Origin of the sequence: Zhongshania guokunii (assembly GCF_040892635.1) — a bacterium.
Taxonomy (GTDB): domain Bacteria; phylum Pseudomonadota; class Gammaproteobacteria; order Pseudomonadales; family Spongiibacteraceae; genus Spongiibacter; species Spongiibacter guokunii.
Window position 1 is genome coordinate 56,440 of the sequence record NZ_JBFRYA010000008.1, and the last position, 26,425, is coordinate 82,864.

At 50.0% G+C, this 26,425-nt stretch carries 26 protein-coding genes; 6 read left to right on the forward strand and 20 right to left on the reverse strand.

The genetic code is table 11. The features are described from left to right. The first annotated feature begins 58 nt into the window (after positions 1-58). From AB4876_RS10505 to AB4876_RS10525, 5 genes are all read left to right on the forward strand, one after another. Entirely contained in the window at positions 59-343 is a 285-nt protein-coding gene (locus AB4876_RS10505; protein ID WP_368381611.1) for a hypothetical protein, read from the forward strand. Then, positions 343-1,674, forward strand: a complete 1,332-nt coding sequence (gene rlmD, locus AB4876_RS10510; RefSeq protein ID WP_368381612.1) for a 23S rRNA (uracil(1939)-C(5))-methyltransferase RlmD — start codon at positions 343-345, stop codon at positions 1,672-1,674. The genes AB4876_RS10505 and rlmD overlap by 1 nt, the downstream gene beginning before the upstream one ends. A gap of 652 nt (positions 1,675-2,326) precedes the next feature. Then, entirely contained in the window at positions 2,327-2,887 is a 561-nt protein-coding gene (locus AB4876_RS10515) for a PepSY domain-containing protein (protein WP_368381613.1), read from the forward strand. A 100-nt stretch (positions 2,888-2,987) separates the two neighbouring features. Continuing rightward, positions 2,988-3,452, forward strand: coding sequence for an energy transducer TonB (locus tag AB4876_RS10520; RefSeq protein WP_368381614.1), 465 nt, complete (start codon positions 2,988-2,990; stop codon positions 3,450-3,452). Positions 3,453-3,827: 375 nt separating this feature from the next. Next, on the forward strand, positions 3,828-4,517 hold the full coding sequence (locus AB4876_RS10525; protein WP_368381615.1) for a VIT1/CCC1 transporter family protein: 690 nt from the start codon (positions 3,828-3,830) through the stop codon (positions 4,515-4,517). Positions 4,518-4,956: 439 nt separating this feature from the next. On the opposite strand, the gene AB4876_RS10530 is transcribed toward AB4876_RS10525, so the two are convergent. The 13 genes from AB4876_RS10530 to AB4876_RS10590 form a co-directional block, all read right to left on the reverse strand. Then, complete coding sequence (locus tag AB4876_RS10530) at positions 4,957-5,742, reverse strand: sulfite exporter TauE/SafE family protein (RefSeq protein WP_368381617.1); 786 nt, start codon at positions 5,740-5,742, stop codon at positions 4,957-4,959. Then, positions 5,732-5,926, reverse strand: coding sequence for a cbb3-type cytochrome oxidase assembly protein CcoS (ccoS, locus tag AB4876_RS10535; protein WP_368381618.1), 195 nt, complete (start codon positions 5,924-5,926; stop codon positions 5,732-5,734). Before ccoS ends, AB4876_RS10530 begins: the two co-directional genes overlap by 11 nt. Further along, positions 5,919-8,369 carry a heavy metal translocating P-type ATPase gene (locus AB4876_RS10540; protein ID WP_368381619.1) on the reverse strand — a complete coding sequence of 817 codons (2,451 nt, stop codon included), beginning with the start codon at positions 8,367-8,369 and terminating at the stop codon, positions 5,919-5,921. The genes ccoS and AB4876_RS10540 overlap by 8 nt, the downstream gene beginning before the upstream one ends. Then, positions 8,366-8,923: a FixH family protein gene (locus AB4876_RS10545; protein WP_368381620.1), complete on the reverse strand. Its 558-nt coding sequence runs from the start codon at positions 8,921-8,923 to the stop codon at positions 8,366-8,368. Before AB4876_RS10545 ends, AB4876_RS10540 begins: the two co-directional genes overlap by 4 nt. Positions 8,924-8,929: 6 nt before the next feature. Then, the gene (ccoG, locus tag AB4876_RS10550) at positions 8,930-10,387 is read right to left on the reverse strand and encodes a cytochrome c oxidase accessory protein CcoG (RefSeq protein WP_368381621.1); all 1,458 of its coding nucleotides are present in this window, start codon (positions 10,385-10,387) and stop codon (positions 8,930-8,932) included. A 25-nt stretch (positions 10,388-10,412) separates the two neighbouring features. After that, on the reverse strand, positions 10,413-11,306 hold the full coding sequence (gene ccoP / locus AB4876_RS10555) for a cytochrome-c oxidase, cbb3-type subunit III (protein WP_368381622.1): 894 nt from the start codon (positions 11,304-11,306) through the stop codon (positions 10,413-10,415). Next, entirely contained in the window at positions 11,299-11,490 is a 192-nt protein-coding gene (locus AB4876_RS10560; RefSeq protein ID WP_344932317.1) for a cbb3-type cytochrome oxidase subunit 3, read from the reverse strand. Before AB4876_RS10560 ends, ccoP begins: the two co-directional genes overlap by 8 nt. 16 nt (positions 11,491-11,506) lie before the next feature. Beyond that, complete coding sequence (gene ccoO, locus AB4876_RS10565) at positions 11,507-12,115, reverse strand: cytochrome-c oxidase, cbb3-type subunit II (RefSeq protein WP_368381623.1); 609 nt, start codon at positions 12,113-12,115, stop codon at positions 11,507-11,509. Beyond that, complete coding sequence (gene ccoN, locus AB4876_RS10570; protein WP_368381624.1) at positions 12,112-13,545, reverse strand: cytochrome-c oxidase, cbb3-type subunit I; 1,434 nt, start codon at positions 13,543-13,545, stop codon at positions 12,112-12,114. Before ccoN ends, ccoO begins: the two co-directional genes overlap by 4 nt. Before the next feature lie 109 nt (positions 13,546-13,654). After that, positions 13,655-14,287 carry a Yip1 family protein gene (locus AB4876_RS10575; RefSeq protein ID WP_368381625.1) on the reverse strand — a complete coding sequence of 211 codons (633 nt, stop codon included), beginning with the start codon at positions 14,285-14,287 and terminating at the stop codon, positions 13,655-13,657. 186 nt (positions 14,288-14,473) lie between these two features. Next, positions 14,474-15,226 (reverse strand): fumarate/nitrate reduction transcriptional regulator Fnr, encoded by a 753-nt coding sequence (fnr, locus tag AB4876_RS10580; RefSeq protein WP_368381626.1) that lies wholly within the window; start codon positions 15,224-15,226, stop codon positions 14,474-14,476. A 146-nt stretch (positions 15,227-15,372) separates the two neighbouring features. Beyond that, complete coding sequence (gene hemN, locus AB4876_RS10585) at positions 15,373-16,785, reverse strand: oxygen-independent coproporphyrinogen III oxidase (RefSeq protein WP_368381627.1); 1,413 nt, start codon at positions 16,783-16,785, stop codon at positions 15,373-15,375. A gap of 2 nt (positions 16,786-16,787) precedes the next feature. Then, entirely contained in the window at positions 16,788-17,357 is a 570-nt protein-coding gene (locus AB4876_RS10590; RefSeq protein ID WP_368381628.1) for a hemerythrin domain-containing protein, read from the reverse strand. A 181-nt stretch (positions 17,358-17,538) separates the two neighbouring features. Between AB4876_RS10590 and ppk2 the strand changes: the two genes are divergently transcribed. Continuing rightward, on the forward strand, positions 17,539-18,291 hold the full coding sequence (ppk2, locus tag AB4876_RS10595; protein ID WP_368381630.1) for a polyphosphate kinase 2: 753 nt from the start codon (positions 17,539-17,541) through the stop codon (positions 18,289-18,291). A gap of 35 nt (positions 18,292-18,326) precedes the next feature. Here the strand turns inward: ppk2 and AB4876_RS10600 are convergent, their stop codons facing one another. The 7 genes from AB4876_RS10600 to AB4876_RS10630 all read right to left on the reverse strand — a co-directional run bounded on the left by AB4876_RS10600 (position 18,327) and on the right by AB4876_RS10630 (position 26,424). Next, positions 18,327-19,454 carry a class I SAM-dependent methyltransferase gene (locus AB4876_RS10600; RefSeq protein WP_368381631.1) on the reverse strand — a complete coding sequence of 376 codons (1,128 nt, stop codon included), beginning with the start codon at positions 19,452-19,454 and terminating at the stop codon, positions 18,327-18,329. Next, the gene (locus AB4876_RS10605; protein ID WP_368381632.1) at positions 19,455-20,348 is read right to left on the reverse strand and encodes a tyrosine-protein phosphatase; all 894 of its coding nucleotides are present in this window, start codon (positions 20,346-20,348) and stop codon (positions 19,455-19,457) included. Positions 20,349-20,501: 153 nt separating this feature from the next. Next, positions 20,502-21,554, reverse strand: coding sequence for an ABC transporter ATP-binding protein (locus AB4876_RS10610; protein WP_438273411.1), 1,053 nt, complete (start codon positions 21,552-21,554; stop codon positions 20,502-20,504). Next, entirely contained in the window at positions 21,551-22,552 is a 1,002-nt protein-coding gene (locus tag AB4876_RS10615; protein ID WP_368381633.1) for an ABC transporter ATP-binding protein, read from the reverse strand. The genes AB4876_RS10610 and AB4876_RS10615 overlap by 4 nt, the downstream gene beginning before the upstream one ends. After that, positions 22,549-24,351: an extracellular solute-binding protein gene (locus AB4876_RS10620; protein WP_368381634.1), complete on the reverse strand. Its 1,803-nt coding sequence runs from the start codon at positions 24,349-24,351 to the stop codon at positions 22,549-22,551. Before AB4876_RS10620 ends, AB4876_RS10615 begins: the two co-directional genes overlap by 4 nt. Next, on the reverse strand, positions 24,344-25,396 hold the full coding sequence (locus AB4876_RS10625; RefSeq protein WP_368381635.1) for an ABC transporter permease: 1,053 nt from the start codon (positions 25,394-25,396) through the stop codon (positions 24,344-24,346). Before AB4876_RS10625 ends, AB4876_RS10620 begins: the two co-directional genes overlap by 8 nt. Continuing rightward, a complete protein-coding gene (locus AB4876_RS10630) occupies positions 25,393-26,424 on the reverse strand; it encodes an ABC transporter permease subunit (RefSeq protein ID WP_368381636.1) in 1,032 nt (343 codons plus the stop codon). The genes AB4876_RS10625 and AB4876_RS10630 overlap by 4 nt, the downstream gene beginning before the upstream one ends. Between the last annotated feature and the right edge of the window lies 1 nt (position 26,425).

A 26,425-nucleotide genomic window follows, 5' to 3' on the forward strand; every position in this document is an offset into this window, starting at 1 on the left:
TCCACGGTGGCTTTGCCTAGGTAAAATACGGCCAAATTAAAGAGAAATAGTGTGAGTGATGCCAAAATATAGCCATAGCTTGGCGTTGGGGCTGTTAAGTGCCGCGCTATTTACTTGTTCGCCGGCGCTGCTGGCGGAAGAGGAGGCGGCGTTGCCAGTGGTGAAATTGTCACCGCAAATTCGCAGCAGCGCTCCGCAAGGCGAAGCCTACGCCGACGTGGATTGTGAACAGCTATCTGGCGTAAAAGCAGAATCCGCTGCCCAGCAACGAGCTTTAGCGGCTCGAAAACAACAGTGTCTGCAGCAATATCGGCAGTTTATTCCCAATACAGGTTTGCGTTAATGAGTAAGCAGCGTCACCACATCAACACATTTAAACCAGCTAAAAAGCCGAAGCCTGCCCTAGATACCGCCGTACTAAAATTGCATATCGACAGTTTGGCTGATGACGGCCGCGGGGTAGCCCGTCACGATAATAAGGTGGTTTTTGTTGGCGGCGCCTTGCCCAATGAAACCGTAGACGCCCAATATGTTCGCCGTCATAAACGCTATGACGAAGCTACGTTACTTGCCGTATCTAAGCCGGCCGAGCAGAGAGTTGACGCGATTTGCCCGGTTTATCAGCGCTGCGGCGGCTGCCAATTGCAGCATTTAAGCTACCCCAGCCAAGTGAGCTTTAAGCAACAGCGTCTGCAGCGGGTATTGGCGGCAGCGTCTGCGAATACCGAGAGCGCTACCTTGCCTGCGGCGATCACCGGCTCAGAATTTGGCTATCGTCACCGCGCACGTCTTAGCTATCACAATGGCGTTTTAGGGTTTAAAGCCCAAGCCAGCCACAACTTGGTCGGTGTTGAGAACTGCCCCTTATTGGCTGCAGAGTTGAATGCCGTGTTAAGCCAAAGCACCGCAGCCATCGCCGAGTTTTTGGGTGATAAAGCCACCGCCGAGGTGGTGTTAAGCCTAAGTGACGATGGCCGCGTTGCCCTAAAAATAAAGAAAGAAGGCTTTGTTTACGCAAAGCGCAGCGCGGTTTTGGCAGACAAACTCGTCGCCCCCGCGTTTTTACACAGCATTGAAGGCAGCAAAGGCGCAGCGTGGCGGGGCGAAAATGCACCCTTACGCTACCCAGTGAGTGAGGCGCTGTCGCTGCCATTTCAGCCCGGCGATTTCACTCAGGTAAATATCGCGGTGAATCAACAAATGATTCAGCAGTGCATGGCATGGCTAAAGCCGGAATCTGGCGAGCTTATCAGCGATTATTTTTGCGGCTTAGGTAATTTTAGCCTGGCCTTGGCGAGTGCCGGTGCCCGCGTTGTTGGTGTTGATGTTGGCGAGGCCATGTTGCGGCGCGCTAGCCAACAAGCGAAAGCACTGGGTTTAGCGATTGAATACCGCAACGCCGATTTGTTTGATGCAGAAAATATCGTTTTAGATGTGACTAGCCAAAAGGTGCTTCTCGATCCACCTCGCGCAGGCGCCAAGGCGCTGTGCGAAGTGTTGGCGCAAAGCAAAACCGTGCAAACCATTGTTTACGTCTCTTGCGACCCAGCAACCTTGGCGCGAGATTTAGCGATATTGCAGGAGGGCGGTTTTGCAGTGGCAGATGCCGTAATGGCCGATATGTTCCCGCAAACCTACCACCTAGAAAGTTTGGTACATCTAACCCGCAATTAATCAGCCCTGGGCAGGAGGCTTATTCTCGGCGTGTCTCTGCGATAATCTGGTTAGCTGATTGCGCTAATGCACCGGAATCGTCAGTAGCGGTCGCACTTCACGCATCCCCGTTGCGGCAAACCGTTATCCTGAACCCCTAGCTCGCAGTTCTTGAAATACCTAGGTCGTCTCCGGATTTCACGCCGTTACACTGAACTCCCTAAATGGTCATTCTGAACTCCCTACACCGTCATTCTGAACTTGATTCAGAATCCATATACCCCCGAATTAATTCAATCTGCAAAAGCGGATGCCTAATCGAATCCGGCGTAACGCCATTGTCACACTGGCGGCAGTCGCTGTTTCCGCGCCATCGAGCAAATTGAACAAGAGAGTTCTTCCTATTATCACATTGGTGAATCACTTAACTCATTGAACTTTATAAAAAACGCGATATGATCAAGAGAAAGGAATGCTTGGCAGAAATAAAGGGAACTACTCTTCGTTTGACCGACACTCGCTAATAACGAGGTCGTCACATCATTGAATTTCCTAGAATTTTTCAATTAACGTTAAAGCCCGCTTCTTGATAAGGGGGCCAAAGTGATATATGGCCTGAGTCGTTATAATAAACTGTTAGGCTAAAAATCGAATCTGGCACAAGAGAAGGTGAATGATGAATAGAATGATTCTGATGAAATTTCACGCGTTGCTAGCGGCCTTTATATTGCCTGTTGCGACAATGTTCATGGTTACAGGAGCTTTATATACTTGGAGTATAAAAGGCAACTACACAAACGATGTCTATGAAATACGACTGAGCAAGCCTATTCAGTCAGATGTTAGTGAGCTAACAACTCTTGCTCAATTAGAACTCGAGAACTTGGCCACTAGTTACCCTGAGGGCGAGCCAAAGCTCAAAGTATATGGCAACCATTTTCTCCTCGAATGGACGGGTTCCTCTAAAGACGTAATTTTAGAGCCAACGGATAATGAGCTGATTGCAAAGCTCACCGTCAAAAACACTAGTTGGTATAGGAATTTAGTTCAGCTCCACAAGGCTAAAGGGGGCATGGCTTTTAAAGTTTATGCTGTGGTACTTGCAATTTCCATCGTCGCTTTACTTGTTTCGGGTTTTATTATGGCTTGGCAAACCCCCAAACTTAAACGCCTTACTTTAATAACGTCACTTGTTGGCTTATGTTCTTTTATGATTTTCGTATATTTAAGTTAAATAGCCTAACAACCGGCTCAAATACGCTCCGTTTCACTCCGCCGGACGCTCACTGCGTTCACGCCGTTTAGCCGGGCGTTAGAGCTATAAGGAGTTAGCAGTGAAGAAAGTAGTTACATTATCAATTTTTAGTGTTTTCTTGGTGTCATGTGCATCAACTAAAACCACCGAAACTACCAATGTTTCCAAAGACGAGTCAATTCAGTATATTGATTTAACTTCAGATGACAAAAAGGTATTAATTGAAGAGTATTGGGTGGTAGAAAAAAGGCAAGACCCCCAATACCCAATTAGTGCTGCTAGAAAAGGTTTGTCTGGCTGTGTTGACCTTATTGTAGGTATAGACAAAAGTGGGAAAGCAGGAGGGTATAAAGTCAAAAAATCATACCCTGAAGGTGTATTCGATAAATATGCGGCAGCAGCATTAAACAATTGGAAGTGGTCAGCGGCAGGTAAGAATGTTGATAAAGCACCAGTATTAACCACAATCCAATTGGACTTTATGGTTAGTGGTTCTAAAAACAAAGCTAAAGCAGAGAAACAGTGCGGATTTTCTCATATGTAATAGCTCTAACAAGCTGTTAACAGGACGTTATATTTCACGAGAGATGAAATGTATATTCCCAGCAATAAACAACTAACTGAGAAGCTGTCGGCAGGAACAACAAAAAATTTCGGCATAATTGGCTTGTTTGGTTCAATTAGTGTTTTATCACTCTCTATTTTTTTCAGGTGACGAAACGGCCATTTGGTATAGCGCGGCTTCGCCATTATCGCCTGCGCGTCCGCGCCCCATATTTGGAAGTTATATTTATGATTAATCAGGATGCCATCCCCAGAATAATTGGTCTTGCTATAGCTAGTATGGGATTGGCAACACTTTGGGTGGTTGGGGTCTTGGCATGGGGCGTTGCTGTTCACCTATATATCTGGACTTCGCATGAGACATTATGAGAAACACAGAACAAAACGGATCGGTTGGCTTCGTGCTGCGGTTCTTGGCGCAAACGACGGGATTGTATCTACTGCGAGCCTGATCCTGGGGGTGGCAGCAGCAGGGGCGGACTCCAAGGCTTTGTTGGTCGCAGGCGTTGCTGGTCTGGTCGCAGGTGCTATGTCGATGGCAGCGGGTGAGTACGTGTCAGTCAGCTCTCAGGCCGACACGGAGAGGGCCGACCTTGCCATAGAGAGAGCGGAACTGGCCGAAGCGCCTGAACAAGAGCATGCGGAGCTTGCCGAGATTTACGTCAGGCGCGGATTAGACCGCGCGCTCGCAGACACAGTAGCAAGTCAACTGATGAAGGAGGATGCACTTGGGGCACATGCGCGCGATGAACTTGGCATTTCAGAAGTCTCTACGGCCCGTCCAATTCAGGCTGCGTTTACGTCGGCAGTTACATTCTCAGTAGGTGCGGCCCTTCCCTTATGCGTCGTCCTGTTGTTTCCGGCGTCGTTGCTTATGTGGGTCGTCCCCGGCAGTTCACTGTTGTTCCTTGCCTCACTAGGCTCATTGGCAGCGAAAGCCGGGGGCGCTCCTGTTCTTAAGGCGGCCTCTCGGGTAGCGTTTTGGGGGGCCTTGGCAATGGCTTTGACGGCTGGGGTCGGTGCGCTCTTCGGAGTGGCCGTATGATTTGCTGTCGGTTCATTCTCTCGCCTAACAAGGCGCTGCTGTCGGACAAATTTGCCGCTGCGCTCCAAATGTGCCGCAGAGCGCGGCGTTAATGGGTAAAGCAAAGTTGAATTTATTGGCTTATCGCTTGTTAATCGGCAAAGCCCAATATCAACGGTTAGTGGCTTCTGGCGGTTGCCAATATTTGATGTATCGTTAGTCTGTTTATTGGTTCAGGTTTGGTTTCAGACAGGTCTTCAACTGTCAGGGTTGTAGGCTTTTCAAAGCAAGGAACGGCGGCTTCGTTGTAATTAAAGGGGTCAGAGCCCTTTTTCTTCTTGAGGTATCTATTTCCTTGCGGTTTGCCCAACTTCTCAGTGGTAAAGCAGCCAATATCAACATGGTCTTTTCGGGCAGCGGAGCTGAGAAAAATGCTTTTAAGTAAACTGAAATGGCCAACTTATTGGTGAATCGCGCTGTGGTTATGCTCACTACTTGGCTGGTGAGCGCTTTGATGAATAAGCATTGTGTATAGCGGGTAAAGCGCTAAGGCGATCAGCAGCGCAGCAAATCCGTAGCGGGTGAGGGGCTTTTTAATTGCGCTGCGCAGGCCGCTACTCAAACTTCCTATGCTTATTACCGCTGGTGCAGTGCCCAAGCCAAAACAGGCCATTAGCATCGCGGATTGGATGGCACTGCCGCTCAGTGCCGACCACGCCAGCGCACTGTAAATTAGTCCGCAGGGCAGAAAACCCCAAAATCCGCCGATCGCAATTGCTTTTGCTTGCGAGTCGATTGGAATAAGTCGTTTGCGTACAGGCTGTAATTTCTGCCAAACACGCCCGCCTAATTTTTCAAGGATCATTGCGATGCGGCTCCAGCCCGCGATGGAGAGTGCCATAATAATGAGCATCACACTGGCGAGAATTCGCAATGCTTGGCTAATGGGCATGAGCTGTGTTGTCGCCAATGCGCCGGCGGCGGCGACTGAGCCGCCGAGAATCGCGCCGAGTAGGGCGTAACTCGAAATACGACCGAGCTGGAAGAGCACGCTGTAGTAGATATGCTGAAGATTCGCGGCGGTTTTTGTGCTGGTAATGATGGCGCCGCCAGGGTGTAGTGGCTGCGGTGGCGTAGTAGACGCGCCCAGCAGTCCCGCGATTCCGCCGCACATACCGACACAATGCGGGCTGCCGATTAAGCCCAGTAAAAGTGCCGCAGAATAGCTAAGCACTTCAGGCATCATTATGGGGGTCTCGCTTTTCTGGCGGCACTGAACAGCGCGGTTTTTCTTCTTCGTCAAATAAGATGCGCTGTCCTTCGCGATCTAAATCGTCAAATTGTCTGTTGCCGACCGACCACCAAAATAAAAATATCGCTAAGCCGAAAAAAATCAGCGCAATGGGTAACAGAATAATTAAGCTAGCCATTGTAAGCCCCACTCGTTGTAAGTGTATTGCGTTTTGGTGTGGCCTCAGCGGCATGTAAGGTGGAATCTGTTTGCTTTGCACCAATTCGCAGTGCATTTAATACCACAACAAGTGAGCTGGCAGACATGCCCAGTGCCGCCAACCAAGGTGGCACCAAACCCATCGCCGCTAAGGGCAGTGCCATCAAATTATAGAGCAGTGCCCAGCTGAGGTTTTGTATCAAGATGGCTCTACTGAGTTTTGCTTTGCTAAACAAAACAGCGATATTGTGAAGTTTATTATCGAGTAGTACCACGTCTGCTTGGGTGCGTGTTAATTCACTGGCGCTGGTCATGGCAACCGAGATGTCGGCGCTGGCAATGACTGGCGCGTCGTTAATACCGTCGCCGACCATCATGACAACAGCACCCTGTGCTTGCAGGTTTTTAACATGGGCGAGTTTTTGCGCTGCGCTACACCCAGCCTGATAAGCATTTATGCCGAGTGCGCCGGCGACTTCGGCAACTTGGCCGGAGTTGTCACCGCTGAGAATTTCAAGGCTAAGGCCGCTATTTTGCATGGCTTGCACCAGCGACAGCGCGTCGGAGCGAATTTCGTCAGCAAGTTGAAAGTGGGCTAGGACGTTACTGTCGTCGGCGAGGTAAACATTCAAATGGGCGCTATGGTGTTGGCGGGGCACCTTACAAAATGCAGCGCTGCCAATGCGGTAGACCTTGCCGTTGATGCGGCCGCGAATTCCGGCGCCGCTGACCACTTCGCCATTTTCTACGTTATAGTGGGTACTTGCGACTTTACTGCTTTGTTTAAACGCGTGGGCAATGGAGTGGTGAGACAGCTGTTCTAGGCTAGCCGCAATTTCCCGCGCGGTTTCGTCGCTGATACCACCGAACACGCGACACGACAAGATATGTGGGCGGCCCTCTGTGAGGGTGCCCGTTTTGTCAAATACAAGGTGACTGACGTTGCGCATCTGTTCGAGAACGCGGCCATTTGTAAGCAAGACGCCTTGTCTACTAAGTGCTTTGATTGCGGCGGTATAGCTTGTTGGGGTTGCGAGTGATAGGGCGCAAGGACAGCTAACAACCAATACCGACAAGGCAATAATAAACGCTGATCCACCCTCGTGACTGTACCAGTAGGCATAGCTGACACCAGCTAATAGCATAACTAACATCACAAAATGACTGGCCATTCTGTCTGCCAGCTGCGCCACGGCGGGCTTGCTGGCTTGAGCTTGTTCTAATAATTCGGCTATTTTGGCCCAGGCGGTATCGCATGTCGTTTGGGTAATTTCAATGTCGAGATTACCATCGATATTGCCGCTCCCCGCCATCACGCTGTCGCCAATACCACAGTGAACGGGCAAAAACTCGCCGCTAAATGCACTGCTTTCGATGCTGCTTGTTCCGCGGCGAATAATGCCGTCAACCGCTAAGGTTTCCCCTGGTTGCACGCTTATAAGGTCGCCGACCTTGAGCGATTTTACGCCCACCCATTCAAATTTGCTGTCGCCAAGCTGCGTGATTTTTCGGGCAGATGTCGGCAGCGATGTACCGCGATGCTGATACTGGCTTACCCGCAATTGCAAGTAGCGGCTCAGCAATAAGAAAAAGGTAAACATGCTTATGGTGTCGTAGTAAACGTGGGCGCCTTGGCTAATAGTGGATACAACACTCGCGGTATACGCTGCGGTTAAGGCAATCGAAACGGGAACATCCATGCCAGGGTGGCCACGACGCAATGAGCGCCACGCATTTTTAAAAAAGGGTTGCGCGGCGTAGAGCAGAACCGGCGTGGTAATGATTAAGCTAAAGACCCTGAGCAGGGTGCGGCTACTATCGTCGATCCCCTGAAAGTCGCCAGCATAAAGACCAATGGCAACCATGCCTACTTGCATCATGCCGATGCCGGCTACACCCAGCCGGCGTAGAAGCCCCGTCATTTCTTCCTGCAGTTGAATGTCGCGGGTGGTGGCTGACCAGGGTAAGGCTTGGTAACCGAGTGCGTGAAAAGCCTTAAATATAGCGCTGGGGCTGAGTTGTTGCGGATTCCACCTTACCGTGGCGACAGCATTTTGCAGATGTACACTGATCGATTCAATGCCATCTATGCGCAGTAGATGTTGTTCGATCAGCCAGGCGCACGCGGCGCAGCGCAAGCCACCAACACTAAAGCGGCTGACCCACGACGAACCGTCTTGCGTGGAGAAATCTTCGAATAATTCTTGTTGATCAAAACGGCTGTAATCGTCAATGCCTTCGCTGGGGGTAATAGCGGCGGCGGAACGCAAGCGGTAGTAGTCGTTTAAACCTGCTGTAAGTATGCATTCGGCAACGGCCAGACAGCCGCCACAGCACATATTGCGTTGGGTGCCATCCACTAAGAGTTGGAAATTGGCGCTGGCGGGAATAGTTTCGCCACAGTGAAAACAGGCATTTGTCATGGCGTCTGCGCTCCTTGATTGTTGGCCTGATCGTCCATGACAAATTGCTGAGTGTGGTCAGTGTCAAACTCAGTTTTTAGACGCCAGTCACTCGCTTCATTGTTGTTGAATGACGCTAATGTAAGATACCAGCGCCCGGTAACACTCTGGGTGAGTTGCGCGCTGTAATGGTTTTCGCCGTCGTTGATAAGAACGGTTTGGAAGTCTAACTCTTCACTGGTCGGGTGCTGCCATTGCAAAAGCAGATGACTGTATTTGCTTAGGGCGGTGCCATTAAGGGTAATTTTAATACTGTCGCCAGCTAGCTGCCCGCCAGCGCTGAGTTGCATTTGGCTCGCAAATGCGTCTTGCTCAAGATAGCGATTGATCGCCAAGCCGTCTTTGTAATAGTCGTCGCGCACCAAGTTGTCGCTGTGGATAATTGCAATGACCAAGGTGATGATGCTGGCAATGACGACGGTGCCGGGCAACACAATTAAAAACCAAGGCCAGAATTGTCGATACCATTTTTCTGACGCGCCGTGTTTGATCTGCATAGATACATTCGCTGTCATGGTGGATTACTCGGCAGGCGCAAAAAAGCGACTTTCATGGCTAACAATGTCATTCTCGGCATCTAATCGCTGGGCGCGAAATTCAATATTAAAAGAACCGTGAACCTGCTGCTGGGCGTTAAGACGTAGGGTTATGGGAATATCAACGACCTCGCCACTGAGTACTTGAAATTCTACCGAACCAATGATGTCGACCGGGTAGGGGGCGGACACAGACAGTTGGTAGCGGTGATTCGCTTGTGTTTTATTTGCGACTTTCAGCGTGAAGCGATTGTCGATAGCGCCTTGCTCGCTTTGATAGTACAGCGCTTGGCGATCCCTTAGCACACTGACCTCAATCGTTTCACGATCGATTATGCGGTAGGCCAATAAACCGCACATCACCACAACCGCGAGGATGTAGGCTAACAGTCGTGGTCTAAAAATCTGAGAAGGCTGGCCATTTAACGCGTTTTCAGTGGTGTAGCTGATCAAACCTTTGGGATAGTCCATTTTTTCCATAACAGAATCACAGGCATCAACGCATAGGGCGCAGCCGATACACTGATATTGCAGGCCGTCACGAATATCGATTCCGGTTGGGCAAACCTGAACGCAGAGCTGACAGTCAATGCAGTCACCTAAGCCAACATCGGCTGACTTTTCATTTCGTTTGCGCGAACCGCGTTGTTCACCGCGCTTTGGGTCGTAGGAAATGATTAAGGTGTTTGGGTCAAACATTGCCGATTGAAAGCGCGCGTAAGGGCACATATACAGGCAAACCTGTTCGCGCAAATAGCCGGCGTTACCGTAGGTCGCTAAGGTAAAAAAGCCGATCCAAAAAGCTGCCCATCGGTTTACGCTGAACGTAAAAAAGTCGTAGCTAAGATCCAAAATTGGCGTGAAATAGCCGACGAAAGTAAAGCCAGTATAAAAAGCCACCGCAAGCCACATGCTGTGTTTGACGAATTTTTTGGCAAACTTGCTCGCGGTATAGGGCGCAGCATCTAACTTGATACGCTGATTACGGCTTCCCTCAACTTTTTGTTCAATCCACATGAAAATGCTGGTCCACACCGTTTGCGGACAGCTGAAACCACACCATACCCGGCCAGCAAAATTGGTTACCGCAAATAGCATAAACGCCGCAATGATAAGCACCCATGCGAGCATGCTTAGATCTTGCGGCCAGAAGGTGATGCCGAGTACATGGAATTGACGGGCGGGCAGGTCAAACAGAACGGCTTTCCGGTCATCCCATTGTAACCACGGTAACAGGAAATACCCCATTAACAGCGGCCATCCGGTTAAGGTACGAATGCGTTGAAAAAAGCCCTCGATCTTGCGGGTGTATATTTTCTCTCGCTTTTGATACAGGTCGAGTTCCGCAACTTCTGCAGGAACAAATTCCTCGACCGGAATGCGATCAGGGTCGACGCCTACTGGGTTCCCACTGCTTTGCGAACCGGCCGATTCAGCACTCATGCTATTAATGGCTCCATCGCTGCTTTCAAGGTTTGTTCGTATTTTCAGCCGACGACAATTGGTAGACGTAGGCTGTCAGTAGATAGATCTTCTCTTCGCTGAGTTTGTCGTGATGGGCTGGCATTTGTCCGTTGCGACCCTTGGCGATGCTTTGTTTTATACGACCGGCGTCGCCACCATATAGCCAAATATTGTCGCGGAGATTTGCTGCGCCCATCATTTGACTGCCACTACCATCTGCGCCATGGCAGGCTGAGCACATCATCGCAAATTGCTTTGCGGCGGGGCTTTCATCAACTGTTGTGGCCTTGCTCAAGTTAATAACATAATCGGTCATGGCAGCGAGGCCGTCATTGCCGAGCATGCTTTCCCAAGCGGGCATGCTGCCGCTGCGTCCATTGGTAATTGATGTGCGTATCTGCTCGGGCGAGCCACCGTATAGCCAATCATGATCGCTGAGGTTAGGGAAACCATATGAGCCTTCAGCGTTAACGCCATGGCAAATTGCACAGTTGTTGGCGAAGATTCGCTTTCCAAGGCGCATGGCTTTTTTGTCCTGGGCCAGCGCGGGAATATCTTTGTTCATAAAGTCTTGATAAAGCGACTCGGTTGCCTGTTCAGCTTGCTGAACTTCATTTTCCCATTTGCCTACGGATGTCCAGTTTAGGAGGCCGGGGAAATTCCCCATGCCGGGATACGCAATCAAATACCCAATGGCGAATACAATACTGGCGACAAACATCTTGAACCACCAAGACGGAAGCGGGTTGTCGTATTCTTCTATGCCGTCGTAGACGTGCCCAGTGGTTTGGTTCTCTTTTGTACTTTTAATCTTTCGGTTGCTAAAAAGTAACCAGGTAATAAGGACGATAGAGATGGTCGTTAGGACGACGATCCACATACTCCAAAAACTACTCATTGTGGCTCTCCACATCTTTTGCGTCAGATTTGCGTTTGCGGCTGATGTCGTCGTCGGCAAACGGCAGCAGGGCTGCATCTTCGAAATAGCTTTTACGGCTCTTGCGGAAAACACTAACGCTTAGGCTTATAAACGTAATAAATACTAACAGTGTTGATATTGCTCTTAGGCTGTCTTGATCCATGGTTATCGTCCTTTGCCTAGCGCTTGTACTTAAGCAATGTGCCAAGCTGCTGTAAGTACGCCACCATGGCATCAATCTCTTTTTTACCCGCTACTTGCTCTGCGGCACCCGCGATGTCGGCGTCGGTATAAGGCACACCGACTTTGCGTAGCGCTGCCATATTCCTGCCGACCATGTCGCCGTCAATGTCATTGTTAAATAACCAGGGGTAGGCGGGCATGATGGACTCCGGCACCACCGCCCGAGGGTCGAACAGATGGGCTCGATGCCACTCGTCGCTATAACGTTCGCCGACACGCGCCAAATCTGGCCCTGTGCGTTTAGAACCCCATAGGAACGGGTGTTCATAAACACTTTCGCCAGCAACAGAATAGTGGCCGTAGCGTTCAGTTTCTGAGCGAAGCGGGCGAATCATTTGTGAATGACATACATGGCAGCCTTCACGTATATAAATATCGCGACCTGTTAACTGCATAGCGTTAAGCGGCTTTAAACCCTTAATTGGTTCGGTGGTCTCTTTTTGGAACGCTAAGGGTATAATTTCAACCAAGGCGCCAAAGCTAATGGCAATGATTATGAAAATAATCATTAGTCCGATATTTTTTTCAACGAGATCGTGATTCATGCCGCTACCTCCGCTGGGCTGCTAGCCGCTGCCAGTTCTTCGCCGTTGCGAATGGTCTGCCAAACATTCCATGCCATCACCAGCATGCCGAACAGGAAGATACTGCCACCGATAAAGCGAACAATGTAGCCAGGATGACTCGCAACCACAGATTCTGCAAAGCTGTAAGTTAGGCTGCCGTCACTGTTGTAAGCGCGCCACATTAAGCCCTGAACAATGCCGTTAACCCACATGGATGCGATATACAGAACTGTGCCAATGGTCGATAACCAAAAGTGCAAATTAATCGCCGGAATGCTGTGCATTTTTTCTTTTTCGAACAACACCGGGATCAGATGATAAATGGTCCCGATGGAGATCATCGCCACCCAGCCAAGCGCACCTGAATGCACGTGACCAATCGTCCAATCGGTGTAGTGAGAAAGTGAATTGACGGTTTTAATCGCCATCATTGGCCCTTCAAAAGTCGACATGCCATAGAAGGACAGTGACACTACTAAGAACCGCAAAATCGGATCAGTGCGCAATTTATGCCAAGCGCCCGACAAGGTCATCATGCCGTTGATCATGCCGCCCCAAGAAGGCGCTAGCAGAATCAATGACATTACCATGCCTAGGCTTTGCGCCCAGTCAGGTAGCGCGGTGTAGTGCAAATGATGTGGGCCAGCCCAGATGTACACAGACACCAGCGCCCAAAAGTGAACGATTGATAAACGGTAGGAGTACACAGGCCGACCAGCTTGCTTAGGAACGAAGTAGTACATCATTCCCAAGAAGCCCGCCGTCAAATAAAAGCCGACAGCGTTATGCCCATACCACCATTGCACCATGGCATCTACTGCGCCGGAGTATATGGAATAGGATTTGGTCAAGCTAACCGGTACCGCTAGGCTGTTCACAATGTGCAGTACGGCCACGGTGATGATAAACGCACCGTAAAACCAGTTGGCCACATAGATGTGCGACATCCGCCTTTTCATGATGGTGCCAAAAAAGACAATGGCATAGGCCACCCAAACGAGGGTGATCAGAATATCAATTGGCCATTCTAATTCCGCATATTCTTTTGTACTGGTATAACCCATTGGTAAGGTTATGGCCGCCAGCACAATAACCAACTGCCAGCCCCAAAATACAAAGGGGATCAGTGGACCGCCAGCGAGACGGGCTTGACAGGTGCGCTGCACCACATAGAAAGACGAACCCATTAACGCACAACCGCCAAAGGCAAAGATTACTGCGTTGGTGTGCAAGGGCCGAAGTCGGCCGAAGCTGAGCCAAGGGGTGTCAAAATTGAGTACCGGCCAGATCAGCTGGGCGGCAATCAGCACCCCGACAGACATGCCGACAATACCCCAGACAACAGCCATAACGGTAAACATTTTTACCGCGTGGTAGTCGTATTGAGGTTGCTGGGTTTGCGAGTCCATTTGGATTCCTTTAAACGTAAAATTAGAAGTCTTATAACGGTTTAATTCACTGTATTTTTTTGGGGATGTACGGGGGCTGCTAGTCTTTGCATCGTTGAGCTTTGCAGTGTCAACCGTCGACAAATACCGGCGCTAATCCCATTTCCCACAAAATGACCACGCCGCCCATAAGGGCCATAAAAATCACCATGCACACACCAACCACTGCGGAGGCATAGAGAAATCCGCGCTCAGCGGGAATGTTCATTACAATGGGAATGCCGACATAAAGCAGGTAAACCGCCCAGCTTAAACTGGCGATACCGACGAGCATGTCTAGCCAAAAAATAGGAAAGAAGCCGGAGAGCCCCGCAATGAAGAGGGGGGTAGCGGTATAGCTCGCCACGACCATGCCTTTGACCATGGTTGACTCGCTGCCATAGGTTTCTGCCATCCAATGAATGAAATAGCCGATAATGGCGAGGGCGCCCAGCATGGCGAGGTAGAAAGCAATCACAATGCGCAAGGCACTGGCCGTTGTTAGTAATACTTGCTCGCCATCGCCGATGCTCCAGCCGATGACGGTGGTACCGTAATACCATGCGAGACAAGGGCCAATTGCGAGAACAATCGCATAAAGCAATTTACTGGGCAGTGCATTGGTAGGCACGCAAGCAACGGCATGCCACTGTTTATGGGGTGAAAATAGGAATCCCAGGGGATTGCTGACAAAATTAGCCACGGTTTGCTCGCTTGCGCTCATCCAATGATAATCGGCAAGATAGCAAAGTGATAATGCAGGCCAGTTGATCTACGTCAACTAAACTATGCTTTATGAAAAATTTGGGAAACTGGGGCGAATTTAAGCCCAATATAGAATTTACGAGTGCAGGCAGCGTGAATAAAAACGCGGCGTTTAAGTAGCGTTGAAATATTTTATAACGCTAAATCAATGTCCTAGAGACGCAATGTGTTTTAGCGCGTCGATATCAAGTACCACCAACTCTTTCTTATCAATTTCAATCAAGCCTTGCTTTGCAAACCGACTAAACACGCGACTGACTGTTTCTATGGTCAGACCAAGGAAGTTGCCGATGTCAGTGCGTGACATGGGTAAACGAATATTTAACGGCGATAAATTGCGGCGCGCATTGCGCGCAGAGATACTCACCAAGAGCGACGCTAAACGCTCCTCGGCAGTGTGCTTGCTAACAAGGGTGATATGGCGTTGATCCTCTACGATTTCTTGGCTAAGCAATTTGAAAAAGTGCTTTTGCATATTTGGGAGCTTACCACTCAGGTCTTCGATATTTGCGAAGGGGATTTCGCATATTGCCGATACTTCCATAGCCATGGCGGAGCTGGCATAGCGATTGTGGCCAATGCCATCCATGCCGAGGATTTCACCTGGCAGGTAAAATCCGGTAACTTGCTCTTCGCCGCTATCTGACATGCTATAGGCTTTTACTGCGCCGGAGCGCACGGCAAAAACCGAGGAGAAGTGGTCATTTTCGCGATAGAGGTGTTGGCCTTTTTGCAATGGTCGGCCGCGTTGGACAATTTCATCTAATTGCACAATTTCGTCTTGGGCCAGCGCCAGTGGCAAGCATATCGCGCTTAATCGGCAGCTTGCGCAATTGATTGCGGCGTTGTGCGGACAGTGCTTGTCTGACGGCGCGTTGTGCTCACTGACAGCGATCATGCTAGGCATTTCCTTATTGCGTGTTTAATAACACCGGATAATACCTACTCTTACTTACATTGTGGTCATATTTCAAGTGTTTGGCATGACTTTCTAATAAGGTGTCATAGTCTAAAAGCGGGGGAATCTCAGGTATGCCAGCTTTGTTAAATTGTTTTTGAGTAGCTCTGGGTATGTGCGTTGAGATATTGGTCAAATACCATGCAAACATTGCGCAGCATCATTCGCCCTGTTTCGGTAATGGTGATGCCCTCGTGATCGATGATGACGATACCGTCTTGCTGCATATCCTCGAGTTTTAGCTGAACATCGGCGAACTTTTCCCAGAGCGATATACTAAATTTGTCGGTAAAAGCCTGAGCGGAAACCCGGAGATTACAGGCGAGTTGCATAATGACATAAGCCCGTATTTGGTCCTCAGTAGATTTTATGAGTCCTTTATCGATAGGAAGCTGACCAGCGTCTAATTTCTTATAGTAGTCACTAATGTCGCGACTGTTTTGGCCATAGCTGTCACCGATGGCGCTGATGGCAGATACGCCAATGCCGAGTACATCCGGCGCTAAAGTGATGGAATAGCCCTGAAAGTTGCGCTGTAAATGCCCCTCTTTTTGACACAGGGCTAACTCATCGTCGGGCCGAACAAAATGATCCATGCCGATGTATATATACCCAGCGTCAATTAAACGCGTGGTCGCTAGGCTGAGCATGGCGAGCTTTTCACCGGCGCTGGGTAAATGGTGCCGTTCTATCGCTTTTTGCGCCGGAAAACGAGCGGGTAGGTGTGAGTAGTGGTACAAGGCGATTCTATCTGGCAGCAACGCAATAACGTCATCTAGTGTGTGCTTAAGCGTCGTGCAGTTTTGTCGTGGTAAACCATAGATGAGATCAAAACTGATAGAGTTAAAGCGGTAAGCTCTTGCCGCGCCGACCAGCTCAACAATTTGTTCGGTATGTTGCACTCGATTAATAGCTTGCTGCACCTGCAGGTCGGTGTCTTGGATGCCAAAACTTAAACGATTAAAGCCAAGACCACGCAGTAAAGCCAAGCGATCGGGGCTTACTGTGCGTGGGTCAATTTCGATTGAGTACTCTCGTTCTTGATTGGCGTCTAAATTAAAATGACTCGCGAGTAAATGTATTAACTCGGTCAGCTCCGCGTCGTCTAAGTATGTAGGGGTGCCGCCGCCAAAGTGTAGTTGCGTCACTTGCCGGCTAGCGCCGATGCGTTTTGACAATAGTGCAATTTCTATTGCCAGATGATCGAGGTATTGCCTAGTTACACCGCGCCTTTTAGTAACCACTTTGTTACAGCCGCAGTAGTAACACAGCCATCGGCAGAAAGGGATGTGCACGTATATGGATAGAGGCGCGGAGTCAGTGCCGGCCGTATCGAGGTGGTGCTCGTAATTAGCTAGGGTAAATTGCTCGTTGAACAACAGTGCCGTGGGATAGGACGTGTAACGAGGCCCTTGAATGCTGTATTTGGCAACCAAGCTGGGATCAAAAGCAAGCACGGTGGGCGTTGCTTGCGAGGTGGGCGGCTCGATATTCACCATGTTTAATGTAAGCCGCTACTTGTCAATAATTGATTTTGGTTTAGATGGTTTGAACGGCAAATATAATCGATTTGGCTTCGTTCATCGTCAGGTGCAGCGCTTTCTCGTAACGCATTGTTAACGGTTTGCCAGTCTTGTTCGTTAAAACGGACAGAGATAGCGTCAAAGATGTTTCGCTCGTCGTGAATATGAGCTATTTGCTTACTGCAATAATAGCGGCTGAGCTGCAATACCCTTAGCGAAGGCCGAGCTTTTACCTCGCGAAACTCACTGTATATTAGTGCCAATTGGCTGCTGAGGGCTTCTAGGCGAGGATGTTCATTTAAGAGCTTTTTTACAGCCACAGTATTTATGTGTTCTTTTGTTAGAAGCTGCTGGAATAATACGTCTTCTGTCGGATGGTGCCATACCTCAGGGTAGACCTGAATATAATCAAGTATTTCCAAAATACGATCGCAGTTGGCGGTACCCTTATTTAAGCCGGTCAGTTGGTTTATTTCCTTACTCAGCACATACATCATTCGTAAAATACGGTGATGATCTTGCTCTAATTGTTCCAATAAATAATGCATGGCCTGCGCTCACTTTGGGGTTGCAGATAAACTTGTGTGGTGTTTATTGAATATGAGTCGAGAATTTAGCAAGTAAGTGTTTGAATGGGATTGATATGGATCAAATAGCCGCGAGCTTGTTGGTTTTAGTTTAACGTTGTGAATGCCCAATATTGTGTTAGAAACGAGGGTTGAATAAGGTATGGATAATTACAAAAGTATATTGCGCGCCTTGCAAATTGAGTTAGTTAAATTGCAGCGTCACTTTATTGCCTGTGATCATCGTATATTGGTAATAGTGGAAGGCCGTGATGCGGCCGGTAAAGACGGCGTGATTAAGCGGATCGTGCAGCATTTAAGTCCACGAGAAACGCGGGTAGTTGCGTTAGGTAAGCCTAGCGCGCGGGATGCAGCCACTTGGTATTTTCAACGCTATGTACCGTATTTACCTGCGTCTGCTGAATTCGTGATTTTTAACCGCAGCTGGTATAACCGCGCGGGGGTTGAACGGGTAATGGGCTTTTGTAACGAAGCTGACTATCAGCGTTTTTTCCGTATGGTAGCGCCTTTTGAACATATGCTTATCGATTCAGGTATTCAGTTGCGGAAATATTTTTTAGATATTGATAAGAGCGAGCAGCAAGAGCGATTTCTTGCGCGGGAGCAAGACCCGCTGTCTAACTGGAAAATAAGCCCTATCGATCGCGAGGCCCAAAGTAATTGGGAAAATTACAGTCAGGCGCGCAATGAAATGTTGCGGCGCAGCCACAGTGATCTCGCGCCGTGGGTGATTATTCGGGCCAATAATAAAAAGGCAGCACGTATCAATCTAATTAAAGACTTATTGTCTAGTCTGGATTACGACGGTAAAGATGAAAAAATCCTTAAAAAGGATTCAAATATCATCCAGCGCTATAAACCAGAAATGCTAGATACAGGGTTTTTAGCTGATTAGTCGCGGTTATGCCTAGGCTACGCTTATTACTAACGTTAACCCGTTTTACGGGCCACGAGTACCACGAATTTACTGTCAGAATTAATGGTTTCGCAGTTGCCAAACAGCTTTTTCAACAGCACATGGTAGCCAAGATGGCGATTGCCCACCACACAGAATACGCCATTATTGGCCAAGTGGTGGAAGCTGTCGCGGAACATTTGCCGGGCAATTTGATCGCCAACATGGTGATCTTGATGAAACGGCGGATTGCATAGGATCAAATCAAATGGATCGCCGGTATAGCCGTAGAGGCAGTCGCTGGCGGTAAATTTTGCATTGCTTTCGCCGAGGTTGCGGCTAACATTCTGTTTGGCGCTGTCGATGGCGAGAAAGGAATCGTCAAAGAAATGGACCTGTGCGGTCGGCCATTGTCGCGCTGCGACTATGCCCAGTAAGCCATTACCACAGCCCAAGTCTGCCATGTGTTGCGGTGCTTCGAGTTTGTTTAAGCTGGCGAGCAATATCCTGCTGCCTTGGTCGAGCTTGTCGCGCGAGAACACGTTGGCGCGGTTTATGATCTGCAAATCAACTTCGCTTAAATCTAGTGTCTTACTGTCGGATTTTTGCACGGCGGTGATTATGCCACCGTCGAGGAAGATTAAACGTGCTTTTTTCCGCGCGAGGCTGGGTTTGGCTACAGCGATAGTACTGGCAAAAGCAGCGACAATATTCTGGTCTATATGACGCGCCATGGCCGCGCCAATAAACTGTGCGCCGGCGCTGCACAGCGGTGCCAAAAGTTGCAGTTGATAATTCAATAGTGAACGGCTTTTGGGTAGCCGATATAAGATTAAATCGAATTTTCCGGTGGGCGCCATGGTGGCGGGAATAAATGTGGGCGCCGATTTGCCGTTGCGCGCCGCATTTTCAGTGGCGCAGAGTTGGCTAATCGCAGAGTCGGCCCACAGGTTACAGTCGTAATCTGCTAAGGCGGTACTTAAACTGCCGAAGCTGTCATTGACGATCAGTATACGTGTCTCACTTGGCAGGTCTAGCTCGGCGAGATGCGTGAGCAGGTAGTCATCGGCAGCGTCCCAGGCTTGTAGTGTTTCTCTTGGGCGGAAAGGGCGGCGAAACAAGGTGAGTTCGCCAAAGGCCGAGTTGAAGGTGCGTGTTTCCATTTAAATAGCCTGCTGGGGTTCGAGTAAAAGCTCACGCAGGCGCGCGCACTGGGCTTCCCCAAAACCTAGGCCGGTTTCGAGGTAGGTGGCAAAATCGCCGTATTCTTCATCAATAGTGAGAAAGGCTTCGTTCAAAAAGCGCGTTTGCACTTTAAACAGTGTGCGCACGACGTCTTGGTTGATTTGATGCAAGGTGGTTTCAATAACGTGGTGAACAATGCGTTCTACTCGTTTGGCGGTATAGTGATTGGTGGCAAGATAATCTTGCATTATCAGTTCGTTGGGTACGCCTAAAATTCGCATTAATAATGCTGCCGCTAAGCCGGTGCGATCTTTGCCGGCGGTGCAGTGAAATACTTGGGGAAAACTGCCGTCTTCTAATAGCGAGTGTAGCCATTTTTTATATACGGGGGTAAAACGCTCGATCATTTCCCGATTAGCTTCAATTAAAAAAAGTGCCATATCTTCAGCGTTGACGTTTTCTTCCACTAACCTTGCAGTCACTTTTTCTATTTGCGCCGCTTCAACGGTAACCGGGTGCGGCGCGATCTCAATAGCGCTGTTTGCTAGCAAGGTATGTGGCGCCTCGAAGCGCTCTTCGTCGGAGCGAAAGTCAATAATTTTACGGAGCTTCAAACGCTCTAAAAAATATTGATCCTGCTCGGATAAGCCGGCCAGTTTGTCGGCGCGATACACCATTCCCCATTTAATTTGCATGCCGTCTGTAGTGGTGTAGCCACCGAGCTCGCGGAAGTTATGCATATTGTCAAAGGTGAGTTTGCGCAGTGCTTCGCGCTCACCGTAGGCGCACTCTGCGGGGATCGGGCGGAGCGCAGCATCGATCGATTTGATATTGAGCGCGGGCAGCGATTTTATAATGTCGATGGGGTTCATATTTGGAACTTGCGACCTTTAAGCATTTTTAGGGATAAGCAGGGCTTAACGCCGCGGCTTCGCCGAATTTTGGCGGTGAAGTTTACCGCGAATAAGGGGGAAATGGATCATAACCGCCAACCGAGGCTAATTAAGCGTCAAATAACATCTACATTAAGCCGATTGCTTGGCGATTATTTCTGGCCAAAAGTGACAGGCCGTGAGGTGTTGGCCGGCGTCGCTCGCCTGTAATACTGGGGCTTCACGCTCGCAGCGTTCTTGCCTATGTGGGCAGCGGGTATGAAAACGGCAACCAGGTGGTGGCGCGATCGGCGAGGGCAGGTCGCCACTAATTTGCGCATCAATCGGCGATGCTTCGCCGAGGCGAGGAATCGACGCCAATAAGCCTTGGGTGTAAGGGTGTCTGGGGCTGCTGTAAATAGACTCGGCATCTGCAATCTCGACAATCTGCCCCAAGTACATGACGGCTATGCGGTCGCTCATATGGCGAACTACGGCTAAATCGTGGGAGATAAAAATAATGCTGAGTTTGAGTTTTTGCTGAATGGCTAACAGCAGGTTCAAAATCTGCGCCTGCACCGAAACATCGAGTGCCGATACGGCTTCGTCGCAAATCAGAATTTCTGGCTCTAGGGCGATGGCCCGCGCAATGCCGATACGCTGGCGCTGGCCGCCGGAAAATTCATGGGGGTATTTGCTGGCAGCCGACGGTGGCAGACCGACCATAGCGAGCAAATCTGCCACCCGCTGACGACGGCTTTCGCGATTGCCAATCTTGTGTATAACAAGGGGCTCTTCAAGAATAACCTCTACGGTGTGGCGGCTGTTGAGGGATTCGAAGGGATCTTGAAAAATCATTTGCAGGGCGCGGCGGTATTGGCGCATTTCGCGATCGGACAGGCCGGCAATATCGGTGTCGGCATAAATTACCGAGCCTGCGGTGGGTTTGTGCAAATTAAGCAGCGCTTTGGCGAGGCTGCTTTTACCGCAGCCAGATTCCCCGACGAGGCCAAGGGTTTCACCTTGGTATAAGTTAAAGCTGACGCCGTCTACTGCACGTAACTTGGCGCGCCGGCGTTGGAATACGCCACCACCTTGGCTGAAGTGGAGCTGGAGGTCCTCTACAGTGAGAACAGGCTTGTCTCCAGCCATATTCGTCGCTAAATCACTCGCTGACGACCTTGCTGAAATCGTATTTGACGTCATGACGAAATCGATCTCCATAAATGGCAGGCAACACTGGCTTGCTCGCTGCTTTCTAGCTGATCATCACTGACTTCTGCAACAGGGTCGCTGCGTTTGCAAATGTTTTCTGCAAAGCGGCAGCGGTTGGCAAAGCGGCAACCCGCTGGCATATTTTCGATAGAGGGTACTTGGCCCTCTAAACTGAGCAGTGGCGATTTTGGCGGATGGCCCGCGCCAGGTAAGGCGGCAAGCAGGCTTTGGGTGTAGGGGTGGCGAGGCGTGCTAAACAAAGTAGCGGCGGGGCCGTATTCCACAATTTTTCCCGCGTACATCACCGCGATATGGTCGCTTAGTTGGGAGACCAGCGCGAGATCGTGGGTAATAAACAGCATGGCCATGCCATTTTTTTCTTGCAGTTTTTTCAGTAGCCGAACAATTTGTGCCTGAATGGTCACGTCGAGCGCGGTAGTCGGTTCGTCGGCAATTAATAATTCCGGCTCGCAGGCCAAGGCCATGGCAATCATAACCCGTTGGCGCATGCCCCCCGATAATTGGTGTGGGTAGGCGTTTAGGCGCTCTGCTGGGGCGGGAATGCCAACCTCGGTTAACAGTTCTAATGCCCTAGCGCGCTGAACCGCACGCGACTGCTGGGGGAAGTGCAGTTTAAGTACTTCTATAATTTGGCGGCCAATTTGCTGCACGGGATTGAGCGCGCTCATGGGGTCTTGAAAGATTACTGCGATTTTATGGCCGCGAATTTGGCGCAATGCTTTTGGGCTTAGCTGAGCTAGATCGTCACCCTTAAACAGGATTTTACCGCCGCTGCGCAGCGCCTGGGGCTTGGGTAGCAAGTCGAGTATCGCCATGGCAGTAAGGCTTTTTCCGCAGCCCGATTCGCCAACCAAGCCCATGGTTTGGCCGCTGGCGATGGCAAAGGAAATGGCGCTAACGAGTTCGCGCTGCACGCCATCGTCGCCGCGAATCGCGACCCGCAATTGCTCTACCGATAATAAGCTCATGGCGCGATTACCCAGGTTTTATCGATGATTAATTCTGGGGGCAAAGCGTCGCCATGACTTTTGGCCTCAAGAATGTTGCGGTGTGCCTCTTGGTCTATCCAGAATAGGCCACCGCTGCCACCGAGGGGGTCGAACAGGGAGTCGCTGGTACGGGTGCCGTAGTGGGCGGGCAACTTCAGCCAGCGCCAATAGGCTTCGCGGGTATAGGGCACTTTAAAGGTGGGGATAAAAGAGCCTTGATCGTGAATCATTTGCTCTAGCTCGTGGGCAAGCTTGACGCGACCAGCTTTGTCGGTGCCCTTGCGGTAGGCCATTATTTTAGCGTCCATCACCGGATCGTCGGTGTTGGTGACATTATTGGTCTGGGATTTATGGGCATTTTCTGAATGATAAAACTCCCAGTAGGTTGGCGATAAACCGCCGCCAGACCAGCCCATCCACGCCGCTTGATGTTTGTTTTCCATGATTTGTTTAAACGCGGAAGAGGGGTCGAGTAATTGCAGCTTGAACTCGATTCCGGCCTTGAGCGCTTCTTGGCTCAGAATAACCAAACGGTCGTTGTGGCCGCTATTGTAATAGGTAATGCGAATGCTCAGGGGCTGGCCGTCTTTGGTGCGGATGCCGTCTTTATTGCGTTGCTGCCAGCCGGCTTTATCAAGGTATTCGCCTGCTTTTTTAAGGTCGAACTCGCGGGCGCGAATTGTGGTATTGGTGTAGTCGCCGTAGCCGTCGTGGGCGCTTTGCAGACGCTCGTAGTCGCCGTGTAATACGGTGTTGATTACCTTGTCCACGTTTAGCGCGTGGGCAATGGCGTAACGCACATTTATGTCGTTAAGGGGCGTGGCATCTTCGTTGAGGAATAGGCCGCTGATGGGTTGGGGCACATCATTGTAAAATTTGATTTTGCCAACATAGCCATTCTCGTAAATATCGCCCTGGGCTTTTTTATGCCAGAAACGGGGCATGAGTAGGGGGAAATTATCTAGCTCACCCTTGCGAAAGTACTGATAGGCAATATTGATGTCGCGAATGAGTTTTACCCGTAAATGATCGGGGTTGTAGCGGTATTTAAAATAGCGCTTGTCGTTAGCCCACCAGTCTTTTTTACGGGTGAACTCAATGTATTTACCCTTGCGAATCTCGCTGATGATATAGGGCCCAGTATTGGGTTCGACGCGCCAGTTGTAATCCTTTACCCAATTTTCGTCCAGTACATGAAAGTGCTTTGCGACCGGCGATAATCCGTACTCAAATAGCATTTCATCTTGGGGTTTGGCAACTGCGCCCTCGATGCCAATGGTGTAGTCATCGTATTTGGCGATGCCAGTAATCACCTCGTTGAAATGATTGTTATACCACGGTGCCAGAATAAATTTAGAACGCATAAACTCTAGGGCAAACAGGTAGTCGTCGGCGGTTACGGGTTTGCCGTCTGACCAGCGCGCATCGGGGTCGAGGCGAAAATAGATGGTGTGGCCGTCGTCGCCAAAGGCCCAGTGTGTTGCCAGCTCAGGTAGAGGCTGCAGGGTATTGGGGTGTATGCCGACCAAGCCTAAGTTGTTCGCCCGCATATAGCCGGCAAAGTTGCCATTGGAATCCGGCCCAACCAGCCTGAGGGTGAGGGGGAAGGTGGTGACAAAGGTGCGATAGCGTCCGCCGCGCTTGGCGGCCGGATCGGCAAAGATTGGGTCGCTGAGATTGGTTTGCCAATTAAGCTCAGCAGGCAGTTCTTTAGGCAGTGCTAGCGCGAGGTTCGCGCTAAAAACCGTGAGTAATAAAAAGCTTAAAAATTTATTCATAATAGCTAAATTGCCTTGGATCATAGGCATCGCGAATGGCTTCGCCAATATAGGCGACTAACATCAAAATAAGGGTCATGGCGATAACCACTGAGCCAACCAGCCACAGCGATTCTAAATTCTCGGTGCCCTGCTTGAGGAGTTCACCCCAGCTTGAAACCGGTGGCGGCAAGCCAAAGCCGAGGTAATCCAATGCAGTGAGGGAGGTGATGCCGGAGGCAACCGAAAAGGGTACAAAGGTTACCAAGGTCGACACGCTATTGGGTAAAATATGACGGAACACAATGCGGCTGCCCGAGGCGCCCATTGCTCTGGCGGCCATTACATAGTCTCTGGCGACTTCTTTGTAGGTCGCGGTACGCATATACCAGGTCATACTGGTCCAACCGAAAAAAGCCATCATAAACAGCAGGCTCCAAAAGCCTGGGGTAATGATGGAAGCGACGATCATGATCACGTATAAGAAGGGGATGTTGGACCAAATCTCAATGATGCGTTGAAAGATTAAATCGAAGGCGCCACCCCAAAAGCCCATCAAGCAGCCTATGGCCACGCCAATGGCGTAATTAAAAACCAATAGCAGCAGGGAGAACACAATGGCGGTGCGAAAGCCGTAGAGTAAGCGGGCGGCTACGTCGCGACCGCTGGTGTCAGTGCCAAGGTAATGGCTCTTACTCAGTGACGGCGCGTGCGGGGGGAAATCTCCGGCAATCAGATCGGTTTCTAAGGGGCTAAAGGGAATGATCGGCATCAATACCCAGCCATCGCCTTGTTCGGCAAGTTGGCTCTGCAGCTGCCGGTAATTTACCTCGTAGCTGTAATCCAAGCCAAAATCTTTCCCGCTATTAACCGCACTGAAGGTAGGGAAAAACCATTGGTTTTCATACACCACCACCAGTGCGCGATTGTTGGCAATGAGTTCGGCGCCAAAGCTGCACAGGGTTAAGGCTAGCAGTATCCACGTTGAGTAAAAGCCGCGCCGCGATTGGCGAAAACGCTGCCAACGCTTTTTGGCAACGGGGTTGCGCAGGGCAAAAATACTCATGTGCTACTGCCTCCGCCAAAGCGAATACGGGGATCGACCAACGCTACGCAAATGTCAGAGAGAATATTGCCTAGTAGATACAGCAAGGAAGAGATTACCAATATGCCCATCACGATGGGGTAGTCCCGCTCAATAATGGCTTCGTAGCCCAGCAAGCCAATACCGTCGATATTGAAAATGGTTTCGATCAAAAAGGAGCCGCCCAACAGCAGTGAGATATTATTGCCAAAGGAGGTTGCTACCGGAATCAGACTATTGCGCAGGGCGTGGCCGCTGACGCTGGCAGTGCGGCTCAGGCCTTTGGCGGCGGCGGTGCGCATATAATCGGCAGACAGATTATCCATCAAGGCGTTTTTCATCATCAGGGTAGTAACGGCAAAGCTGCCCGCCAAATACGCGATGAGGGGCAGGGCGGCGTGATGAAAAATATCGCCGGCCTTACCTAAGGTAGAAAGATCATCGTAGTTGTCACTGGCAAAGCCGCCAAGGGGAAACCAGTCCCAGTAACCGGCAAATAAAGAAATTAAGGCAATACCAATCACATAGCTCGGTAGGGCGTAGCCCAAAAACACCACGGCAGATGACCAGCTGTCTAAGGCGCTGCCGTGGTACATGCCCTTGGCGAGGCCCAGTGGTATACAAACCAGATACGTGAGAATGAGGGTGGTGAGCCCGTAAAATATAGAGACGGGAAAGCGTTCTTTAATGATTTGCCATACTGGGTCTTGATAGCGGGTTGACGTGCCTAAATCAAATTGCACTACCTGTTTTAGCCAGCGCACATAGCTGCTGAGCATGGGCTGATCAAAACCGTAATAGTGTTTTAATTCTTCCAGTTGTTCGTCAGACAGGGTGCCGCCGCCCTGACTGCGTTGCAATGAGCCCGTTTCACCGCCGAGCTGCGCTTGAATCATTAATTGTTCGATGGGGCCACCCGGTACTAAGCGGGTGATGGCGAAAACCAATAGGGTGATGCCGATAAACGTGGGGATTATCAGCAAAAAGCGGCGAATAAAGTAGCCTGTCATA

What these genes read in the sequence shown, in the direction of transcription:
- AB4876_RS10505 (WP_368381611.1), top strand. Translation starts at nt 59, where the DNA reads ATGCCAAAATATAGCCATAGCTTGGCGTTGGGGCTGTTAAGTGCCGCG.
- rlmD (WP_368381612.1), top strand. Translation starts at nt 343, where the DNA reads ATGAGTAAGCAGCGTCACCACATCAACACATTTAAACCAGCTAAAAAG.
- AB4876_RS10515 (WP_368381613.1), top strand. Translation starts at nt 2,327, where the DNA reads ATGATGAATAGAATGATTCTGATGAAATTTCACGCGTTGCTAGCGGCC.
- AB4876_RS10525 (WP_368381615.1), top strand. Translation starts at nt 3,828, where the DNA reads ATGAGACATTATGAGAAACACAGAACAAAACGGATCGGTTGGCTTCGT.
- AB4876_RS10530 (WP_368381617.1), bottom strand. Translation starts at nt 5,742, where the DNA reads ATGATGCCTGAAGTGCTTAGCTATTCTGCGGCACTTTTACTGGGCTTA.
- ccoS (WP_368381618.1), bottom strand. Translation starts at nt 5,926, where the DNA reads ATGGCTAGCTTAATTATTCTGTTACCCATTGCGCTGATTTTTTTCGGC.
- AB4876_RS10540 (WP_368381619.1), bottom strand. Translation starts at nt 8,369, where the DNA reads ATGACAAATGCCTGTTTTCACTGTGGCGAAACTATTCCCGCCAGCGCC.
- AB4876_RS10545 (WP_368381620.1), bottom strand. Translation starts at nt 8,923, where the DNA reads ATGACAGCGAATGTATCTATGCAGATCAAACACGGCGCGTCAGAAAAA.
- ccoG (WP_368381621.1), bottom strand. Translation starts at nt 10,387, where the DNA reads ATGAGTGCTGAATCGGCCGGTTCGCAAAGCAGTGGGAACCCAGTAGGC.
- ccoP (WP_368381622.1), bottom strand. Translation starts at nt 11,306, where the DNA reads ATGAGTAGTTTTTGGAGTATGTGGATCGTCGTCCTAACGACCATCTCT.
- AB4876_RS10560 (WP_344932317.1), bottom strand. Translation starts at nt 11,490, where the DNA reads ATGGATCAAGACAGCCTAAGAGCAATATCAACACTGTTAGTATTTATT.
- ccoO (WP_368381623.1), bottom strand. Translation starts at nt 12,115, where the DNA reads ATGAATCACGATCTCGTTGAAAAAAATATCGGACTAATGATTATTTTC.
- ccoN (WP_368381624.1), bottom strand. Translation starts at nt 13,545, where the DNA reads ATGGACTCGCAAACCCAGCAACCTCAATACGACTACCACGCGGTAAAA.
- AB4876_RS10575 (WP_368381625.1), bottom strand. Translation starts at nt 14,287, where the DNA reads ATGAGCGCAAGCGAGCAAACCGTGGCTAATTTTGTCAGCAATCCCCTG.
- fnr (WP_368381626.1), bottom strand. Translation starts at nt 15,226, where the DNA reads ATGATCGCTGTCAGTGAGCACAACGCGCCGTCAGACAAGCACTGTCCG.
- hemN (WP_368381627.1), bottom strand. Translation starts at nt 16,785, where the DNA reads ATGGTGAATATCGAGCCGCCCACCTCGCAAGCAACGCCCACCGTGCTT.
- AB4876_RS10590 (WP_368381628.1), bottom strand. Translation starts at nt 17,357, where the DNA reads ATGCATTATTTATTGGAACAATTAGAGCAAGATCATCACCGTATTTTA.
- ppk2 (WP_368381630.1), top strand. Translation starts at nt 17,539, where the DNA reads ATGGATAATTACAAAAGTATATTGCGCGCCTTGCAAATTGAGTTAGTT.
- AB4876_RS10600 (WP_368381631.1), bottom strand. Translation starts at nt 19,454, where the DNA reads ATGGAAACACGCACCTTCAACTCGGCCTTTGGCGAACTCACCTTGTTT.
- AB4876_RS10605 (WP_368381632.1), bottom strand. Translation starts at nt 20,348, where the DNA reads ATGAACCCCATCGACATTATAAAATCGCTGCCCGCGCTCAATATCAAA.
- AB4876_RS10610 (WP_438273411.1), bottom strand. Translation starts at nt 21,554, where the DNA reads ATGACGTCAAATACGATTTCAGCAAGGTCGTCAGCGAGTGATTTAGCG.
- AB4876_RS10615 (WP_368381633.1), bottom strand. Translation starts at nt 22,552, where the DNA reads ATGAGCTTATTATCGGTAGAGCAATTGCGGGTCGCGATTCGCGGCGAC.
- AB4876_RS10620 (WP_368381634.1), bottom strand. Translation starts at nt 24,351, where the DNA reads ATGAATAAATTTTTAAGCTTTTTATTACTCACGGTTTTTAGCGCGAAC.
- AB4876_RS10625 (WP_368381635.1), bottom strand. Translation starts at nt 25,396, where the DNA reads ATGAGTATTTTTGCCCTGCGCAACCCCGTTGCCAAAAAGCGTTGGCAG.
- AB4876_RS10630 (WP_368381636.1), bottom strand. Translation starts at nt 26,424, where the DNA reads ATGACAGGCTACTTTATTCGCCGCTTTTTGCTGATAATCCCCACGTTT.